Origin of the sequence: Salibaculum griseiflavum (genome assembly GCF_003129565.1) — a bacterium.
GTDB classification, from domain to species: Bacteria; Pseudomonadota; Alphaproteobacteria; order Rhodobacterales; family Rhodobacteraceae; genus Salibaculum; species Salibaculum griseiflavum.
Genome location: NZ_QETF01000005.1, coordinates 12,039 through 27,444, shown reverse-complemented (window position 1 = coordinate 27,444; position 15,406 = coordinate 12,039). Strand labels below are relative to the sequence as shown.

Below are 15,406 nucleotides of genomic sequence, written 5' to 3'. Positions count from 1 at the left end.
AGTCCCCTGACCCACCTTTCTTCGGACCCCGAAATATCCCGGGGTGAATTGGCCGCAGGCCAAGAGGGGCAGCGCCCCTCAGGCCTGTTCCTTCTCGGCCAGCACCCGTTCGGCCCCTTGGCGGGCCAGCGGGCTCAACCCCTCGCCACCGGCCTCAAGATGCGCGCGCAGCTGCTCCAGCATGCGCGGCTCCCAGAAATCGCCCAGATGCGCCGCGACGCGCCCGGCCTTGTCCTCATCCGGTTGGCTTTCGAAAAACGTGGCGATCTGGTTCGCCATCCGCACCATTTTCTCAGGCGACATCTTCACCCTCCTCTGTCACCCGCTTTGCATGGGTGAAAATTTCAAACGTTTCATCCCGCGCCAGCGCGACCAGCGTCAGGCCGGCGGCCTCGGCTGTCCGCACCGCCAGCGTCGTCGGCGCGGAAACGGCGGCGATCACGCCGGCCCCGGCCATCGCGGATTTCTGCACCATCTCGACCGAGACCCGGCTGGTCAGCACGATCATCCCGGCGCTGCAGTCGCCCACCGCGCCGATCAGCTTGTCCAGCGCGTTGTGCCGGCCCACATCCTCGCGCACCGCCACAAGCCCCTGTCCGGGCAGGTAGAACCCCGCGCCATGGACCGCGCGCGTGCGATCATGCAGGGCCTGGCCCGCCCGCAGCTCGGCCATCGCGCGGGCGATATCGGACGGTGCCACCTTCACCCCCTCGCCCACGGGCGGCAATTCCCGCAACACCTGGTCGAGGCTGTCCACCCCGCACAGCCCGCACCCCACAGGCCCGGTCATGGCCCTGCGGCGGGCCGCCATGGCCGCCGCGCGACCTTCGGGCAACCACATCCGAACTTCGATGCCGGTCTCGTGGGTCACGACCTCGGGCGCGTCGATTTCGTCGCGCCCGGCCAGCCCTTCGGTCACGGTGAAGCCACGGCCCAAATCCTCCAGGTCGGCCGGGGTCGCCATCATGACCGCCTGGGTGGTGCCGTTATAGACCAGCGCCACGGGCACCTCCTCGGGCAAGGCCCGGGTGCCCGCGACGGCGCGGCCATCACGCACGATGCGCGTGCTGGTCGCGCGCGCGCCGGTCATTCCGCCGCCGGCAGGATCCGCCGCGATTGCGCGGCCTGGGCGTTGTAGTCCTCCTGCCACTCGGTCGGCCCGTTCGAGGGGCTGACCTGGACCGCCGTGACCTTGTATTCCGGGCAATTCGTGGCCCAGTCAGAATAATCCGTGGTGATCACGTTGGCCTGCGTGTCCGGGTGGTGGAAGGTGGTATAGACCACGCCCGGACTGACCCGGTCGGTCAGCGTCGCCCGCAAGGTGGTCTCGCCCGACCGGCTGGCCAGCTTGACGAAATCGCCCTCGTTCACGCCGCGCACTTCCGCATCATGGGGGTGAATTTCCAGCACGTCTTCGTGGTGCCAGACCACGTTGTCGGTCCGGCGGGTCTGGGCGCCGACGTTGTATTGCGACAGGATGCGGCCCGTGGTCAGCAAGAGCGGGAAGCGCGGGCCGGTCTTTTCATCCGTGGCCACGTATTCGGTAATCATGAAACGGCCCTTGCCGCGCACGAACCCATCCACATGCATCAGCGGCGTGCCGTCGGGATGCGCCTCGTTGCAAGGCCACTGGACCGACCCCTTTTCTTCCAGAACCTCGTAGGAGACACCCGCGAAAGACGGCGTGGTCGCCGAGATCTCGTCCATGATCTGGCTGGGATGGGTATAGGTCCAGCCCGCGCCCATGGCATTGGCCAGAAGCTGCGTCACCTCCCAGTCGGCATAGCCGTTGCGGGGCTTCATCACCTCGCGCACGCGGTTGATGCGACGTTCGGCATTGGTGAAGGTGCCGTCCTTTTCCAGGAAGGACGAGCCGGGCAGGAAGACATGGGCGTAATTCGCGGTTTCGTTCAGGAACAGGTCATGGACGATCACGCATTCCATCGCCGCAAGGCCCGCGGCCACGTGTTTCGTGTCCGGGTCCGATTGCAGGATATCCTCGCCCTGGCAGTAAAGCCCCTTGAACGTGCCATCGACGGCCGCATCCAGCATGTTGGGGATGCGAAGGCCCGGCTCCGGGTCGATCTCGACGCCCCAGGCCTGTTTGAAGAGGTCGCGCACCTCGGGGTTCTTGACATGGCGATAGCCGGGCAATTCGTGCGGGAAAGAGCCCATATCACAGGAGCCTTGCACGTTGTTCTGGCCGCGCAGCGGGTTCACGCCCATGCCATTGCCGCCGACATTGCTGGTCAGCATGGCGAGGTTGGCGATGCCCATCACGGTGGTCGAGCCCTGGCTGTGCTCGGTCACGCCCAGCCCGTAATAGATCGAGCCGCGCCCGCCGGTGGCATAGGTGCGGGCCGCCGCGCGCAGGTCCTCCGCCGGCACGCCGGTCAGCATCTCCGTGGCTTCGGGGCTGTGCCGGGCATCGCTCACGAACTCCACGTAGTGCTGGAATTCATCCCAGTCGCAGCGCTCGCGGATATAGGCCTCGTCATAAAGGCCCTCGGTGACGATCACATGGGCCAGGGCGGTGACAACGGCCACGTTGGTGCCCGGCCGCAAAGCCAGGTGATGGGCGGCCTTGATATGGTTCGATTTGACGAGGTCGATGCGGCGCGGGTCGATCACGATCAGTTTCGCGCCCTGACGCAGACGCTTCTTCAGGCGGCTGGCAAAGACCGGATGGCCATCGGTCGGGTTGGCACCGATGACGATGGCGACGTCGGTTTCCTCGACGGAATCGAAGTCCTGCGTCCCGGCGCTGGTGCCATAGGTCTGGCCCAGCCCATAGCCGGTGGGTGAGTGGCAAACCCGCGCGCAGGTGTCGGTGTTGTTGTTGCCGAAGACCGCACGGGCCAGCTTCTGCACCAGGAAGGTCTCTTCGTTCGTGCAGCGGCTGGAGGTGATGACCCCGATGGACTTCTTGCCATACTTGTCCTGAAGCCCGCGCATCTTTTGGGCGGCAAAGCCGATGGCTTCTTCCCAGCTGACTTCGCGCCACGGCTCGTCGATGCTGTCGCGGATCATCGGGTTCAGGATGCGGTCGGCATGGTTGGCATAGCCATAGGCGAAGCGACCCTTGACGCAGCTGTGCCCCCGGTTCGCCTTGCCGTGCTTGTAGGGCACCATGCGGACAAGGTCGTCGCCCTGCAACTCGGCCTTGAAGGAACAGCCGACGCCACAATAGGCACAGGTAGTGATGACGGACCGTTCTGGCGTGCCCATCTCGATCACGGATTTCTCCTGCAAGGTGGCGGTCGGGCAGGCCTGCACGCAGGCGCCGCAGCTGACGCAATCCGATGTCAGGAAGTCGTCGCCCGCCGCACCGGCGGAGACACGGCTGTCAAAGCCCCGGCCCTCGATGGTCAGCGCGAAAGTGCCCTGCACCTCTTCGCAGGCCCGCACGCAGCGGCTGCAGACGATGCACTTGGACGGGTCATAGGTGAAATAGGGGTTGGAGTCGTCCTTGGGCAGGTATTGCGGGTTCACGTCGCCGCCGGTGTCGCGCGCCTCGAAATGGTTCACGAAGCCGCCTGCCTTGGGTTCCTCGTAGCGCACGTCGCGCAGTCCGACGGCCCCAGCCATGTCCTGCAACTCGCAATCGCCATTGGCGGCGCAGGTCAGGCAATCCAGCGGATGGTCGGAAATGTACAATTCCATCACGCCCTTGCGGATCCTCCGAACCTTGGAAGATTGCGTATGGACAACCATGCCGTCCGCAACCGGTGTCGTGCAGGAGGCCGGCGTGCCCCGCCGCCCCTCGATCTCGACCACGCAGAGGCGGCAGGACCCGAAGGCTTCTAGACTGTCGGTGGCGCAGAGCTTGGGCACCTGGATGCCGGCCTCGGCGCTGGCGCGCATCACGGATGTGCCCTCGGGCACCTGCACGTCGAACCCGTCGATTGTCAGCGTGACCATCTTGTCGGACTTCGAGGCGGGCGTGCCCATGTCCCGGTCGTCGGTGGGGATGATGAAATCTTTCATTCTGCGGCCTCCTTCCGGGTCGCGAAATCGTCGGGATAGTTTTCAAGTGCGGACATGACCGGATACGGGGTGAAGCCCCCCAGCGCGCAAAGCGATCCGTCCTTCATGGTCTCGCAGAGATCGACCAACAGCTCTTTTGCCCCGCCATCGCCCTCGGCGATCCGGTCGATGGTCTCGACCCCACGCACCGCGCCGATCCGGCAGGGCGTGCACTTGCCACAGCTTTCCACGGCGCAGAATTCCATCGCGAAGCGAGCCATTTGCAGCATATCCGCCGTATCGTCGAAAATCACGACCCCGGCATGGCCGATCAAGCCGCCCTGCCCGTCGAATTCCTCATAGGCAAAGGGCGTGTCGAATTTCGAGGGCGGCATATAGGCGCCCAGCGGGCCGCCCACCTGCACCGCCTTGACCGGGCGGCCCGTTGCGGTGCCACCGGCCACGTCATTGACCAGCTCACCCAGCGGCATGCCAAAGGCGGTTTCGAACAGGCCGCCATGCTTGACGTTGCCCGCGATCTGGATCGGCATCGTGCCCTTGGACCGACCCAGCCCGAAATCCGCGTAGTGTTGCGCGCCTTTCTCGAAGATCACCGGCACGGTGGCAAGGCTGATCACGTTGTTGACCACGGTGGGCTTGCCAAGGAAGCCTTCCAGGGCCGGCAGCGGCGGCTTGGCACGGACGATCCCCCGCTTGCCTTCGAGCGAATTGAGCAGCGAGGTTTCCTCGCCGCAGACATAAGCCCCGGCACCCACGCGGATTTCCATGTCAAAGGCCCGGCCCGAACCGAGCACGTCCGCCCCAAGCAGGCCCCGTGCGCGGCCGATGCGGACGGCCTCGTTCATGACCTCGATGGCATCGGGATATTCCGAACGCAGGTAAACATAGCCCTTGGTCGCGCCCACGGCGAGACCGGCAATCGCCATGCCCTCGATCAGGGTGAACGGGTCGCCCTCCATGATCATGCGGTCGGCAAAGGTGCCGCTGTCGCCCTCATCGGCATTGCAGACGATGTATTTCTGCTCGGCCTCGGCATCATGGACTGTCTGCCACTTGATGCCCGTGGGAAAGCCTGCGCCGCCACGTCCGCGCAGGCCGCTTTCCTTGACCTCGTCCACGATCTGCTGGCCGGTCATTGCGATGGCCCGGCGCAGCCCGGCCAGCCCGCCATGGGCCTCGTAGGCGTCCAGGTCCAGCGGGTCGATCAGGCCGCATCGGGCAAAGGTCAGCCGCGTCTGACGGGCAAAGAAGGGGATGTAATCAACCTTGCCCAGCCCCTCCAGCGTGCCATCCAGCAAGGCGGGCACATCGGCGGGGCTGACCGGGCCGAAGGCGCGGCGCGCGCCGCCCTCTTCGATCTCGACCAGCGGTTCCAGCCAGATCATGCCGCGCGTGCCGTTGCGGATCACGATCACATCCAGACCACGTGCCTCGGCCTCGGCCGCGATGGCGGCAGCGACGGCATCGGACCCAAGCGCCTTGGCGGCACTGTCACGGGGAACGTAGATCTTCATGCCAGCGCCTCCTCGATCTTGGCCTCGTCTGCGCGCCCGATCACCCGGTTCCCGACCATGGCCGCCGGCCCGCAGGCGCAAAGGCCCAGGCAATAGACCGGCTCGACCGTGATCCGGCCATCGGGCGTGGTCTCGCCCCAGCCAATACCCAGCTTGCTCAGCACCCGTTCGGTCAGGGCGTTGGCGCCCACCGCCTGACAGGCTTCGGCGCGGCAAATCTTGAGCAGGTGATGCCCCGCCGGCTCCTTGCGGAAATCATGGTAGAAGCTGATGACGCCATGCACCTCGGCGCGGCCAAGGTTCAATTCCTCGGCGATCAGCGGCACGACCCCCTCGGGGATATGGCCAAAGGCCTCCATCACCGAATGCAGGATGGGCAGCATCGGCCCCTCTTGGCCGCGGTGGCGGGCAAAGATCTCGGCCATGGTCTCTGGCAGGGTGGGATCGCTCATGACGGGCGCCTTTCATGGGTCTACCCGCGCGTGATGCGGCAGGTTGCCCCATGAATCAATATCGACTTTCCGTTGGTCAATAGAGTTTCCCTATCAATCAACGCCACGGTCAGAAAGCGACCGTGCTTCGGCCAGAAGCGCCCTGAGGACCGGTGTCATGGGCTCGCGATGGGGCGCAATCAGCCCGACCACATGGGCCGCGTCCGGATTGACGATGGGCACGGCCTGTAAATCGCCGTCCTTGAGAAAGATCTCGGCCGCCTTGCGGGGCAGAATCGTCGCCCAGTCGCCGCGCAGAACATGGCTGATCAGCACGATGGTGGAGGATGATTCGACCTTTGGATCCACCGTGACCCCGGCTTCGGACAGGTGCTGGCTGATGATCCGGCGGTTCTGCATGTCCGGGGTCAGCAGGCAAAGCGGCACGCCGCCCAGATCGGCCCAGCCCAGCCCCGCGCGCAGCATCGGGTGGCCTTTGCGGGCGACCAGAACATAGCGTTCGGCATAGATCGGCTGGGTCGTGACCCGGCCCAGCGGTTCATTGTCCAGATAGGTCAGACCGGCATCGACCTGCAGGTTCTCGATCATCGACAGGATCTCGGTCGAGGTCCGCGACAGGACGGAAAAGCGCACGTTCGGATGGGTCCGGGCAAAGCCCTCGGTCAGGTCCGCGACCAGCGTCAGGGCGGTGGGGATCACGGCAATGCGCAGGTTGCCCGACAACCCCTCGCGGGCCATGCGCATCTCGTCACGCAAAGCGCGGCTGTCGGCGACGATCCGGCGCGCCCAGTCCAGCGTGCGCTGGCCCTCGGGCGTCAGCCCCCGATAGCGCGACCCGCGCCAGACAAGCATGACGCCCAGCTGATCCTCAAGCTGCTTGATCGCCGCCGACAGGGTCGGTTGGGTCACGCCCATGGCCTCGGCCGCCTTGCCGAAATGCTCTTCCCGCGCCAGCGCGATGAACATTTCCAATTTGTCGATCATAGGGCGCCCTTTCGATAGATGCGCCCTATCGTAGCGAGGTCAGGCGAAATCGACAAACTTGTTGAAGGGCATTTCCCGCAGCCGGGTGCCGGTGGCGGCGAAGATCGCCCCGGCAAGCGCGGGCGCGGCGGGCGGCACCGGCGGCTCCCCGATGCCCCGCACGTGATCGCCGTTTTCCAGCCCGCGCACCTCGATCTGCGGCGCCTGGAACTGGCGCATGCCCTCGAAGCTGTAGAAGTTGTCCTGCTCGGCGATGCCGTCGCTATAGGTGATCTCGCAATTCATCGCGTGACCAAGGCCGAAGATGACGCCGCCCTGAACAAGATTCTCGAAATTCACCGGGTCCAGCACGCGGCCTACCTCGGCGGCGACCCAGACCTTGTCGATGCGGATACCGCGATCGGTGTTCGTCACTTCGACCACCTCGGCGGTATGCACGCCGAAGGACCGGGTCAGCGCCACGCCGCGCCCTTTTCCATCGCCCAGCGGGCCGGACCACCCGGACATGTCGCCCACGGCCTCCAGCACGGCGCGGGCCAGCGGATCGTCACACAGGCGCAGACGTTCTTCCAAAGGGTCGGCCCCGGCGGCATGGATCAACTCATCCAGCGCCGCGTTGTAGAAGAAACCGTTCGATGAGGCCCCGACCGACCGCCAGGAACTGATCGGCGCCAGATCGGGCGCGCGATAGCCGGTGACGCGTTGGTTCGGGATGGCAAAGGGCTGTTCCCAGGCCCCCGCGACGATCTGGCTGTCCGGTCCGGGCACGCTCAGCCCCTGCCGCGACATCTGCGAGCCCATGACCGAGGGCATAGCGATGCCCAGATCGAGGCTGTCCACCCGGCCATCACGCACTGTGCCGCGTAACCGCGCCATGGCGATCTGACGCGGGAAATCATGCATCATGTCCTCTTCGCGCGAATAGGTCAGCTTGACCGGAGTGCCCTTCATTTGCACGGCTATCTCGGCGGCTTGCTTGACCACCTCGTCCTCGAGCCGATGGCCGAAACTCCCGCCGATCATCAGCACATGCACCGTCACCTGATCGGGGTCCAGCCCGGCGATCTTCGCCACGTTCTGCTGAACAAACCGGGGCACCTGCGTGCCGGTCCAGACCTCGGCGCCGTCCTCGTCGATGCGCACGATGGCGTTGATCGGCTCCAGCGGGGCGTGGGCGAGGTAGGGCGCGCGATACTCGGCCTCGACCAGCTCGGCGCCGTTCCGGGCGGCCTCCACATTGCCATCGTCGCGCTTGCGGCTGTCCTGGGCCTCGGGGGTGAAGCTGTCGGACAGGGCCTTCCAATGCTCTTCCATCGTGGCAGGCATGGGCGACGGGCCCCAATCGGCCTGCACGGCGCGGGCGGCCTGAATGGCGCGCCAGGTGTTGTCGGCCACAACGCCCACGCCGCCGGTGATCGGCACCACGGCCTTGACGCCGCGCATGGCCTCGGCCTCGCTCGCGTCAAAGCCATTCAGCGCCCCGCCCTGATGCGGGTTGAGCAGCACGGTGGCGTGAACCATGCCCTCGACCTGCATGTCGATCCCGTAATCCTGCGTCCCCGTGGATTTGGCCACGATATCAAGGCGCTGCATGGGTTTGCCGAGGATACGCCAATCGGCCGGGTCCTTGATCTCGGCATCCTGCACCGGGTCCAAGCCGGCCGCGGCCGCAGCCAACCGGGTATAGGGCAAGGCGGTGCTGTCCGGCAGGATCACGGCCCCGCCCTCGGTGCGCAATTCGCCCACATCAAGGCCGGTTTCCTGTGCCGCGGCCAGTTTCAGCGTCTCGCGGGCCGAGGCCCCGGCCTGCCGCAGCTTGAGATAGGCATCCGGCACCGTGGTCGACCCGCCGGTCATCTGCAGGCCGATGAATTTCATCGAGGCGTTCACAACCCCTTCGGCCATGCCGCGCACCATGCCATCGCTCGGCACCATGAACTCTGCCGCCTCTTCAGCGAGCGCGCCGTTCCAATAGGCGGCCGAGGGCGGGCCGGGATCGACCGCGATCTGATCCAACTCGATATCCAGCTCTTCCGCGATCAGCGCGGCCTGCACGTGATAGGCACCCTGCCCCTTGTCGGCGCGCGGGGTGATCAGCGTCACGCCCTCCGCGTCGATCTTCACATAGGGTGTCAGCGCCGCCGCCCCCTCGGGCAAGTCATCCTGCAACGGATTGGCATAGGGGGTGCGATAGCGCCAGATGCCGAAGGCGACGCCCCCGGCCACGGCGACCGAGCCGACGAGAAAGGAGCGGCGGGCGATTTTTCCGATACGCGACATGGGCTTAGGCCTCCTGCAACTTGGCGGCGGCGGTTTTCACGGCGGCACGGATACGGGTGTAGGTGCCGCACCGGCACAGGTTTCCGCCCATGGCGTCGTCAATGTCCTGATCGGTCGGATCAGGAGCATAGGACAACAAGGCCGCCGCCTGCATGATCTGGCCCGACTGGCAATAGCCGCATTGCGCCACCTGGTGTTCGATCCAGGCCTCTTGCACCGCGTGCAGGGCCTGTGGCGTGCCCAGCCCCTCGATCGTCGTGACCGGCCCCCAGACATCGGCGGCGGCAACCTGGCAGGACCGCTGCGCCTCGCCGTCGATATGCACGGTGCAGGCACCGCACTGGGCCACGCCGCAGCCGTATTTCACGCCCGTGTATCCCAGTTCCTCGCGCAGGACCCACAAAAGCGGCATGTCCGGTTCGACATCGACCTCGTGCTCTGTTCCGTTCACGGTGAGTTTCATCGCGGCACTCCCTGTCGTTCCTTTCACCCCAAGGTAGTGGAACCGACGGCGAATGCCATAGACCTCGTTGCGCCACCGGCAGAAAGTGACGCAAGGACAAGCGGACCGATCTAGCCGAACATGGCTCGCAGGTCCGTCGTCTGTTCCCGCCCGATCCGAGCCTTGTGGTCGCGCAGGAAGTCCCCCGCCGCGCGCCGTCCGGCCTGTTTCAGCTGGCCGATTACCGAGGGAACCGCAACCAGTTTGGTCGCGACCGACAATTCGTTCATCAACCCATCATCGGCGATCAGATGCACCAGCGGGCGTTTCATCGCGCCCTCGGCGATGGTCCCCTGATCCTGCAGGCGCTGGACGAAGTCGATGGCGCGGAGTTCCCGCAAAAGCGAGGAGTTGAAGCTGATCTCGTTGATCCGGTTCTGAATCTCGGGCGGTGTTCGGGGCAGCGCTTCGCGGTGCAGCGGATTGATGTTCACGACGACGATATCCTGCGGCAGGTCCGGTGCGAACAGCGGGAAAAGCGCCGGGTTGCCGGTATAGCCGCCGTCCCAGAACGCTTCCATGTTGCCCGTTTCGGGATCCTCCATCTCGACCGCCTGGAACAGGGTCGGCAGGCAGGCCGAGGCGAGAATCGCATCGGTTGTGATCCGGTCCCCGGAAAAGACACGGATCTTGCCGTCGCGCACCTGCGTGGCACACACGAAGAATTCTGGCCCCTCATGGGCACAGACCCGGCCGAAATCGAACTTCTCGACAACCGGTGTCAGCGGATTGCGATAAAGCGGCCCCCAGCCATAGGGCGACATCATCCGGCCGACCATGTCGGTCCAGACATAGGCCGGGGAATACTCGACCGACCGGCTGACATGGCCCGGATCCGGCAGCCAGGCCTGCATCCAGTCGGTCAGCCCCTCGGTCTTGATCGCGCCGATCTGTTCCCAGAGCCAGTCAAGATTTTCGCGCGCCCCGGCCCGGCCACCGGCAAGCAGACCCGATTTCAGCGCGGCCCCGTTCATCGCCCCCGCCGAGGTGCCCGAGATCGCGGCGATCTCGATCTCGTCCTCCTCCAGCAGCCGGTCCAGAACGCCCCAGGTAAAGGCCCCGTGCGCCCCGCCGCCCTGCAGGGCGAGGTTGATGCGCAGCGGCTGGCTCATAGCGCGGTCCAGCCGCCATCGACGGAAATCGACGTGCCGGTGATCTGCGCGGCCGCGTCAGAGCACAGAAAGATCGCCGTGCCGCCCATCTGTTCGACGGTGGCGAAATCCTTGGACGGCTGGCGCTTGAGCATCACGTCACGGATCACGCTCTCGCGGTCCATGCCGTATTCCTTCATCGTATCCGGGATCTGCGCCTCGACCAGCGGCGTCAGCACATAGCCGGGGCCGATCGCGTTGGCGGTGATCGGCTCTTCGGCGGTTTCCAGCGCCACGGTCTTGGTCAGGCCCATGATCCCGTGCTTGGCCGCGACATAGGCGGATTTGTAGGGAGAGGCCGTCAGCCCGTGGGCCGAAGCCACATTGACGACGCGCCCCCAGCCTGCCGCGCGCATCATCGGCAAGGCGGCAGCGGTGGTGTGAAAGGCCGAGCTGAGGTTGATGGCGATGATTGCATCCCACTTCTGGGTGGGAAAGTCCTGGATCGGGGCGACATGCTGGATGCCGGCATTGTTCACCAGGATATCACAAGCCCCCGCCTGTTCGATCAACGCACGGCATTGGTCGGCCTTGGACATGTCGGCCTGAATATAGCGCGCGCTGACCCCGTGATCCTTGGCGATCTGCTCGGCCAGCGCGTGATCCTCAGGCTCATCGGTATAGGAATTGAGCACGACATCCGCTCCCGCCCCGGCCAGTTCGCGGGCGATGCCCAGCCCGATCCCCGAGGTCGACCCGGTGATGATGGCGGTCTTTCCGGTCAGCGATATGGTGTAGGACATGGCGCGGCTCCTTATTGCTGCTTTGCAGCAAACCTATCGCCTCGGCGCGGCATTGCCAGAGGGAATTTGGAAGATCACGCGGATTTCGGCAATGCAAACAGGGCGGGGCTGCCTAGCGTGGCCGTGTGGTGCCCCCAGAGAGACTCGAACTCCCGACCCACTGATTACAAATCAGTTGCTCTACCAGCTGAGCTATAGGGGCACGAAGGATCGTCTAGCGCGCGGCGCGGTCTGGCGCAAGCCTTGCCGTTCCCGTTCCGCCCCTTGCCGGGATGATCTTTTGAATGTCGGCAGAAGGCGGTTTTCCTGACCGCGTTTGCCGCCTATGCTGCGCGCCGTGGCAGGAATTGCGCGGGCCGAGGACAACATGCAGATCGTCTACCATATCGGGGCCAATTGCACGGATGAGGACCGGCTTCTGAAATCGCTTCTGCGCAATGCCGACACCTTCGCTGCTCAGGGCATCAAGGTGCCGGGTCCGAGCAAGTATCGCCGCCTTCTGCGCGAAACCATCCAGGGGCTGGACGGTCGCCCGCCCGCGCCCGATACCCGTGAAATCCTGCTCGATGCCATCGTCGACGAGGAAGAATGCAACCGCCTGGTCATGTCCAACGACCAGTTCATGTGCGTCCATCGCCGGATTTTCGACCAGGGCCAGCTCTACCGGCTGGGTGACGAGAAATTCACCGGCCTCGACGCGATCTTTCACAGCGACGAGATCGAGCTTTTCCTTGCCCTGCGCAATCCGGCCACATGGCTGCCAGCGGTCTTCGACGCGATCCCCGATGACAATTTCGCCGAGTTCATGCACGGCCTGGCCCCAGCGGACATGCGCTGGTCGGCGCTGGTAGACCGCATCCGAGAGTTGATCCCGCGCGCCACGCTCACTGTCTGGTGCAACGAGGATACGCCGCTGATCTGGTCGCAACTGATCCGCGAGATTTCGGGGGTCGATCCCCTGACCAAGATCAGTGGCGGTTTCGATCTTCTATCCTCGATCATGAGCGAAGACGGCATGAAACGCTTCGTCGCCTATCTCAGGTCGCACCCGCCCCAGACCGAGGTGCAAAAAAGGCGGATCATCTCGGCCTTCCTTGAGAAATACGCCCTTGACGAGGCCATCGAGGACGAGATCGACCTGCCGGGTTGGACGGAAGAGACCATCGACTTCCTGACCCAAGCCTATGAAGAGGATTGCCAGCGCATCGCCCGGATGCCCGGCGTGAACTTCATCGCACCGTGAGGGCGACGGACCGGGAAAAGTCACCGGGTCCCAAGCGGTGAATCGGGTCGCCCAACGCTGAACGCAAAGTCGCCACGCGGGCAGCCATGGACACGGCCCCAGTGCCGCGCCTTACGCCTTACATACCCAGCGCCTCCTTGTAGACCTCAAGCACCGCCTCTTCTTCGGCGATTTCCTGGGGTTCACGTTTGCGCAGGGCGATCAGTTTGCGCATCGCCTTGGTGTCGTAGCCACGCCCCTTGGCCTCGGCCATGACCTCTTTCTGCTGGTCGGCGATGTCTTTCTTCTCCGCCTCCAGCCGCTCGAAGCGTTCGACGAACTGGCGCAGCTCACCCGCGGAAATCCGGTATTGGGAGTCGGTGACGGTGTCTGTATCGCTCATCTGAAAATCCTCGTTCATGGCGGGTTGTGCGCAGTTTCAGGCGACCTGACTAGCCCCGGTCGCGCTGCCCTGCAAGGGGGCTTGTCTTGCGCAGCGGCGCGCGGCGCGCTAGGCGGGCATCACCCAATTGTCGGAGCATGTCATGGAAGCCCTCGTCTGGATCGGCGCCGCCCTCTCGTTGATCGGCCTTGCCGGTATCATCGCCAGCATCGTCAAGGTGAACCGCGCCCGCAAGGCGGGGCTGAGCGACGATGAATTGCGCGCGCGCATTCAGCGGGCGCTGCCCCTGAACCTGGGTGCCTTCATGCTGTCCGCCCTGGGCTTGGCCTGCGTGGTCATGGGCGTGATCCTGACTTAAAGCGCATCGAACCCGGCGGCCTGCTTGATGGCCTCGTCGAGCATTTCGGGCGGCTCCCATATCAGGTTTTCTTCGGCCCAGCCGCGCATGTCGCTGCGCAGACCGATCAGCCCCATAGTCTGTGCGGCGCGGCATGGCCCGCCCATGCGGCGCGGAAACCCCAGCCCGTGGACCGCCAGAGCGTCGATATCCGAAGGCCGCGCCACGTGCCCCTCGGCCAACAGAGAGGCGCCTTCAGAGATCAGCGCAGCGATGAGCCGTCGCAGGATCGAGACGCTTTCTACCGGGTCCGGTTTGCCGCCGAATATGCCCTTACGGAATCCGTAGGCGACCATCGCCGCGTCGATGCGCACTTCGTCCAGGTCCGTCGTATCGACCAGGGCCTGCGCCGCTGCCCTCAATGCCTTGCGCAACCGCAGAACCAGTGCCCGCCCGTCGGGATCGGTCGGCTTGAATCCGCCCTGTTCGCGCCGCAACAGGGCCTTGTCCACCCGCCGTTCAGCCAGAAAGACATGGCGCAGCGCGACCGATTGCGGATGTCCTCGGCAGCGGTCGAAAGCATCCTGTTCGAAGGCCTGCCCCGCCTCGAACGGCAAGAGCGCAGCCGCTTCGACGCAATCCACGATCAGGTGCGGCGCGAATAGCGGCGAGCGGGCGAGGTCACGCCGGGCCTTGGCGATATGGGCCTGGTAGGCCTTGGCATCCGCCATTCGGTCGCGGCGGGCACGGGTTGGACGCGGCCCCTTTTCTTCAGCAAGCAGCTTGCGCGTGAAGGCCACCGCGCCCGAGGTCGCATCGCCTTCGGTGATCCCGTCAAGCAGGCCCATGCGCAGCGCATCAGGCGCCGAAATGGACTGCCCGCTGACCATCAATTGAAGTGCCAGCTCCGCCCCCACCAGGCGCGGCATGCGCTGGGTGCCGCCCGCGCCAGGCAGGACCCCCAGGGAGACTTCGGGCAGACCCAGTCGCCCGGCAGCCTCGGAAATTCGGTAATGCGCCGCCAGCAACAGTTCTGCCCCGCCGCCCAGCGCCTGGCCCTCAAGGCAGGCGACGACCGGTTTCGAACAATTCTCGATCAGGTCGCAGAGCTGGCGCGGCGTGGGTTCGGCCCAATGCGATGCGCCCAGTTCGCGGATATCGGCCCCTGCAGAGAAAAGCGCCCCTTCGGCGCGCAGCACCGTCGCGCGGATCTCGGGTTGGGTCTCGATGCGTTGGAAAACATGCCAGAGCGCGGCGCGCATTTCCGCCGACAGCGCATTGACCGGCGGCGAGTCCAGCGAAACGATCGCCACGCCGTCCATCACCCGGAACCGCACCTGGCGGGCCATTCAGTCGCCGCCCCGCGTCATATCGTGACCGGTCACCTTCATGGCACCATTAGGCCCCGAGCGCTGCCCGGCTGCAAGCCCAGTTTTGTGCCTTGCTGTCCAGCGGATCAGGGGGTGGGGCAGAACACTTCGTAGAGCCGTTCGATGATCGGCACCACGCGGGTATCGGCCAGCGAATAATGGATCGTGCGCCCATCGCGCTCGGCGCGCACCAGCCCCTCGGAGCGCAAGCGCGCCAATTGCCCGGACACGTAGGACTGGCTGGCGTCGAGGGTTTTTTCCAATTCCCCAACGCTACGGGGTCCCGCGACCAAAGCGCAAAGCAGGCGCAGGCGCTGCGGATTCGACAAGGCCTTGAGGATGTCCGCGGCCTCGGTGGCGGCAGTATCCATGGCGTTCAGACGGTCGGGACTCATATCCATGGCGCGTAAGATAACCAACAGAAAAACGTATTTCAAGTTAGTGATACATTTTCCGTCCCC

At 65.2% G+C, this 15,406-nt stretch carries 15 protein-coding genes and 1 tRNA gene; 2 read left to right on the top strand and 14 right to left on the bottom strand.

Annotation, left to right across the window (positions count from 1 at the left end; genetic code table 11):
* Window positions 1-78 precede the first annotated feature (78 nt).
* The 11 genes from DFK10_RS06185 to DFK10_RS06135 all read right to left on the bottom strand — a co-directional run bounded on the left by DFK10_RS06185 (window position 79) and on the right by DFK10_RS06135 (window position 11,815).
* Window positions 79-303: a formate dehydrogenase subunit delta gene (locus tag DFK10_RS06185; RefSeq protein ID WP_109387710.1), complete on the bottom strand. Its 225-nt coding sequence runs from the start codon at window positions 301-303 to the stop codon at window positions 79-81.
* Window positions 293-1,090 (bottom strand): formate dehydrogenase accessory sulfurtransferase FdhD, encoded by a 798-nt coding sequence (gene fdhD / locus DFK10_RS06180; RefSeq protein ID WP_109387708.1) that lies wholly within the window; start codon window positions 1,088-1,090, stop codon window positions 293-295. The genes DFK10_RS06185 and fdhD overlap by 11 nt, the downstream gene beginning before the upstream one ends.
* A complete protein-coding gene (gene fdhF / locus DFK10_RS06175; protein WP_109387706.1) occupies window positions 1,087-3,987 on the bottom strand; it encodes a formate dehydrogenase subunit alpha in 2,901 nt (966 codons plus the stop codon). Before fdhF ends, fdhD begins: the two co-directional genes overlap by 4 nt.
* Entirely contained in the window at window positions 3,984-5,501 is a 1,518-nt protein-coding gene (locus DFK10_RS06170) for a formate dehydrogenase beta subunit (RefSeq protein WP_109387704.1), read from the bottom strand. The genes fdhF and DFK10_RS06170 overlap by 4 nt, the downstream gene beginning before the upstream one ends.
* Window positions 5,498-5,953 carry a formate dehydrogenase subunit gamma gene (locus DFK10_RS06165; RefSeq protein WP_109387702.1) on the bottom strand — a complete coding sequence of 152 codons (456 nt, stop codon included), beginning with the start codon at window positions 5,951-5,953 and terminating at the stop codon, window positions 5,498-5,500. Before DFK10_RS06165 ends, DFK10_RS06170 begins: the two co-directional genes overlap by 4 nt.
* Before the next feature lie 93 nt (window positions 5,954-6,046).
* On the bottom strand, window positions 6,047-6,937 hold the full coding sequence (locus DFK10_RS06160; RefSeq protein WP_109387700.1) for a LysR family transcriptional regulator: 891 nt from the start codon (window positions 6,935-6,937) through the stop codon (window positions 6,047-6,049).
* A 39-nt stretch (window positions 6,938-6,976) separates the two neighbouring features.
* Window positions 6,977-9,217 (bottom strand): xanthine dehydrogenase family protein molybdopterin-binding subunit, encoded by a 2,241-nt coding sequence (locus DFK10_RS06155; RefSeq protein ID WP_109387698.1) that lies wholly within the window; start codon window positions 9,215-9,217, stop codon window positions 6,977-6,979.
* A gap of 4 nt (window positions 9,218-9,221) precedes the next feature.
* Window positions 9,222-9,680 carry a (2Fe-2S)-binding protein gene (locus tag DFK10_RS06150; protein WP_109387696.1) on the bottom strand — a complete coding sequence of 153 codons (459 nt, stop codon included), beginning with the start codon at window positions 9,678-9,680 and terminating at the stop codon, window positions 9,222-9,224.
* 110 nt (window positions 9,681-9,790) lie between these two features.
* Complete coding sequence (locus DFK10_RS06145) at window positions 9,791-10,831, bottom strand: patatin-like phospholipase family protein (RefSeq protein WP_109387694.1); 1,041 nt, start codon at window positions 10,829-10,831, stop codon at window positions 9,791-9,793.
* Window positions 10,828-11,601 (bottom strand): 3-hydroxybutyrate dehydrogenase, encoded by a 774-nt coding sequence (locus DFK10_RS06140; protein WP_217810091.1) that lies wholly within the window; start codon window positions 11,599-11,601, stop codon window positions 10,828-10,830. Before DFK10_RS06140 ends, DFK10_RS06145 begins: the two co-directional genes overlap by 4 nt.
* A 138-nt stretch (window positions 11,602-11,739) precedes the next feature.
* Window positions 11,740-11,815 (bottom strand) — tRNA-Thr (locus tag DFK10_RS06135).
* A gap of 135 nt (window positions 11,816-11,950) precedes the next feature.
* On the opposite strand from DFK10_RS06135, the gene DFK10_RS06130 reads away from it, so the two are divergent.
* Window positions 11,951-12,856 (top strand): hypothetical protein, encoded by a 906-nt coding sequence (locus DFK10_RS06130; protein WP_328589347.1) that lies wholly within the window; start codon window positions 11,951-11,953, stop codon window positions 12,854-12,856.
* A 118-nt stretch (window positions 12,857-12,974) separates the two neighbouring features.
* On the opposite strand, the gene DFK10_RS06125 is transcribed toward DFK10_RS06130, so the two are convergent.
* The gene (locus tag DFK10_RS06125) at window positions 12,975-13,238 is read right to left on the bottom strand and encodes a DUF2312 domain-containing protein (RefSeq protein WP_109388026.1); all 264 of its coding nucleotides are present in this window, start codon (window positions 13,236-13,238) and stop codon (window positions 12,975-12,977) included.
* Between the two features lie 142 nt (window positions 13,239-13,380).
* Between DFK10_RS06125 and DFK10_RS06120 the strand changes: the two genes are divergently transcribed.
* Window positions 13,381-13,596: a hypothetical protein gene (locus DFK10_RS06120; protein WP_109387690.1), complete on the top strand. Its 216-nt coding sequence runs from the start codon at window positions 13,381-13,383 to the stop codon at window positions 13,594-13,596.
* Here DFK10_RS06120 and DFK10_RS06110 read toward each other — a convergent pair.
* Window positions 13,593-14,924 (bottom strand): enoyl-CoA hydratase/isomerase family protein, encoded by a 1,332-nt coding sequence (locus tag DFK10_RS06110; RefSeq protein ID WP_109387688.1) that lies wholly within the window; start codon window positions 14,922-14,924, stop codon window positions 13,593-13,595. The two genes, DFK10_RS06120 and DFK10_RS06110, sit on opposite strands and share 4 nt — an antisense overlap.
* A gap of 107 nt (window positions 14,925-15,031) precedes the next feature.
* Window positions 15,032-15,346 carry an ArsR/SmtB family transcription factor gene (locus DFK10_RS06105; RefSeq protein ID WP_109388024.1) on the bottom strand — a complete coding sequence of 105 codons (315 nt, stop codon included), beginning with the start codon at window positions 15,344-15,346 and terminating at the stop codon, window positions 15,032-15,034.
* Window positions 15,347-15,406 lie beyond the last annotated feature (60 nt).

Bases quoted from the DNA above. Each gene is read 5' to 3' on its own strand.
- DFK10_RS06120 (WP_109387690.1), top strand. From the start codon at position 13,381: ATGGAAGCCCTCGTCTGGATCGGCGCCGCCCTCTCGTTGATCGGCCTT.
- DFK10_RS06145 (WP_109387694.1), bottom strand. From the start codon at position 10,831: ATGAGCCAGCCGCTGCGCATCAACCTCGCCCTGCAGGGCGGCGGGGCG.
- DFK10_RS06165 (WP_109387702.1), bottom strand. From the start codon at position 5,953: ATGAGCGATCCCACCCTGCCAGAGACCATGGCCGAGATCTTTGCCCGC.
- fdhF (WP_109387706.1), bottom strand. From the start codon at position 3,987: ATGAAAGATTTCATCATCCCCACCGACGACCGGGACATGGGCACGCCC.
- DFK10_RS06125 (WP_109388026.1), bottom strand. From the start codon at position 13,238: ATGAGCGATACAGACACCGTCACCGACTCCCAATACCGGATTTCCGCG.
- DFK10_RS06170 (WP_109387704.1), bottom strand. From the start codon at position 5,501: ATGAAGATCTACGTTCCCCGTGACAGTGCCGCCAAGGCGCTTGGGTCC.
- DFK10_RS06150 (WP_109387696.1), bottom strand. From the start codon at position 9,680: ATGAAACTCACCGTGAACGGAACAGAGCACGAGGTCGATGTCGAACCG.
- DFK10_RS06160 (WP_109387700.1), bottom strand. From the start codon at position 6,937: ATGATCGACAAATTGGAAATGTTCATCGCGCTGGCGCGGGAAGAGCAT.
- DFK10_RS06185 (WP_109387710.1), bottom strand. From the start codon at position 303: ATGTCGCCTGAGAAAATGGTGCGGATGGCGAACCAGATCGCCACGTTT.
- DFK10_RS06110 (WP_109387688.1), bottom strand. From the start codon at position 14,924: ATGGCCCGCCAGGTGCGGTTCCGGGTGATGGACGGCGTGGCGATCGTT.
- fdhD (WP_109387708.1), bottom strand. From the start codon at position 1,090: ATGACCGGCGCGCGCGCGACCAGCACGCGCATCGTGCGTGATGGCCGC.
- DFK10_RS06155 (WP_109387698.1), bottom strand. From the start codon at position 9,217: ATGTCGCGTATCGGAAAAATCGCCCGCCGCTCCTTTCTCGTCGGCTCG.
- DFK10_RS06105 (WP_109388024.1), bottom strand. From the start codon at position 15,346: ATGGATATGAGTCCCGACCGTCTGAACGCCATGGATACTGCCGCCACC.